Origin of the sequence: Streptomyces albidochromogenes (assembly GCF_005981925.1) — a bacterium.
Taxonomy (GTDB): domain Bacteria; phylum Actinomycetota; class Actinomycetes; order Streptomycetales; family Streptomycetaceae; genus Streptomyces; species Streptomyces albidochromogenes.
This window is the reverse complement of sequence record NZ_VBVX01000592.1, coordinates 1-1,635: the sequence shown is the minus strand read 5'-3', so window position 1 is coordinate 1,635 and position 1,635 is coordinate 1. Positions and strand designations below refer to the sequence as shown.

Annotated in this window: 1 protein-coding gene; it reads right to left on the bottom strand. The window is 66.3% G+C overall.

Annotated elements, in window-relative coordinates:
- Window positions 1-531 precede the first annotated feature (531 nt).
- Window positions 532-1,539: a stage II sporulation protein M gene (locus E2E34_RS34130; RefSeq protein ID WP_138905692.1), complete on the bottom strand. Its 1,008-nt coding sequence runs from the start codon at window positions 1,537-1,539 to the stop codon at window positions 532-534.
- Window positions 1,540-1,635: the final 96 nt, after the last annotated feature.

Genomic DNA, 1,635 nt, shown 5'->3' with positions numbered 1-1,635 from the left:
TGTTCTCAGCGTCCTCGCTGTGTTCGCCTGGACTGCCACAAGGGCAGCCAGGACTTTTCAAAGGAACCACCAACCCACCGAAGTGGGCCGGGGTATCAACATATCTGGCGTTGACTTTTGGCACGCTGTTGAGTTCTCAAGGAACGGACGCTTCCTTTGTACTCACCCTCTCGGGCTTTCCTCCGGGCTTTCGTTCGGCATTTCGTGTTTCCAACCTTACCAGATCCGTTATCCGTTCCGTTTCCGGTTCGGCGTTTGTTTCTGGTGGCCGTTGGAGTGGCCTTTTGCCTTTCGGCATGTCCCCGACTTTATCAGAAGCATTTCGGCCGACCTAATCGGCTTCGTGATTCGAATTAAGAATCGAGAGGCTCTCCGCGAAGTAACCCCGCCGGAGAGCGAGACAGACACTAACCGTTGCCAGTGGGCATGTCCACCCGTTGCAACCGTTTAAATCTACCTCCCCACGCCAGCCGTGTCAACGGTTTTGTGGGGCGGACAGGACAGTACCAGCTCAGCGGGGCCGTACGCACATCACGCGGCGGTGGGGAGCTCCGCGCTGCGGTCGGCCTCTTCGACGTCGCCTCGGTCGCCGGCTCGGGCCGCCCGGCCGCCCAGGATGTAGACGTACGCGAGAAACGCGAGCTCGGCGGCGACTCCGATCGCGATGCGTGCCCAGGTGGGCAGGCCCGACGGCGTAACGAAGCCTTCGATGAGGCCGGAGACGAAGAGGACCAGGGCCAGTCCGACCGCCATGCCCAAGGCGGCGCGGCCTTCCTGGGCCAAGGCGGCTCGGCGGCTGCGGGGGCCGGGGTCGATGAGGGTCCAGCCGAGTCGCAGGCCGGTGCCGGCGGCGACGAAGACCGCGGTGAGTTCGAGCAGGCCGTGCGGAATGACGAGGCCGAGGAAGACATCGAGGCGGCCTGCGGAGGACATCAGCCCGATGGCGACGCCCAGGTTCAGCATGTTCAGGAAGAGGATCCACAGAACGGGGAAGCAGAAGAAGGCGCCGAGAACCAGGCACATGGCTGCCGCCTGCGCGTTGTTCGTCCATACCTGGGCGGCGAAGGACGCGGCGGGGTGGCTCGAGTAGTACGTCTCGTACTGGCCGCCCGGGCGGGTCATCTCGCGGAGTTCGGCCGGGGCCGCGATGGCCGACTGGACTTCGGGGTGGCTGCCGATCCACCAGCCGATCAGGGCGGCCACGGCGATGGAGACCACGGCCGTGGGGACCCACCAGTGGCGGGTGCGGTAGATAGCGGCGGGAAAACCGGCGGTGAGGAAGCGGGTCGTGTCGCGCCAGGAGGCGCGGCGGGTGCCGGTCACGGTGGCGCGGGCTCGGGCCACGAGATGGGTGAGACGCGCGGTGAGGGTGGGGTCCGGGGCGCTCGACTGGACGAGCGAGAGGTGAGTGGCCGCGCGCTGGTAGAGGGCGACCAGTTCGTCGGCTTCCGCACCGGTGAGGTGACGGCCGCGGCGCAGGAGGTGGTCCAGTCGGTCCCACTCTGCGTGGTGTGCGGTGACGAAGACGTCGAGGTCCATGATCGGCTGCTGCTCCAGGACTGGGTCCGTACGGTCCGTACTGCGCGGCGCGCGTTGCCGGCCAGCTTGGCAGACTGGGGATTCAGGGGGCAGGGA

What these genes read in the sequence shown, in the direction of transcription:
- E2E34_RS34130 (WP_138905692.1), bottom strand. Translation starts at nt 1,539, where the DNA reads ATGGACCTCGACGTCTTCGTCACCGCACACCACGCAGAGTGGGACCGA.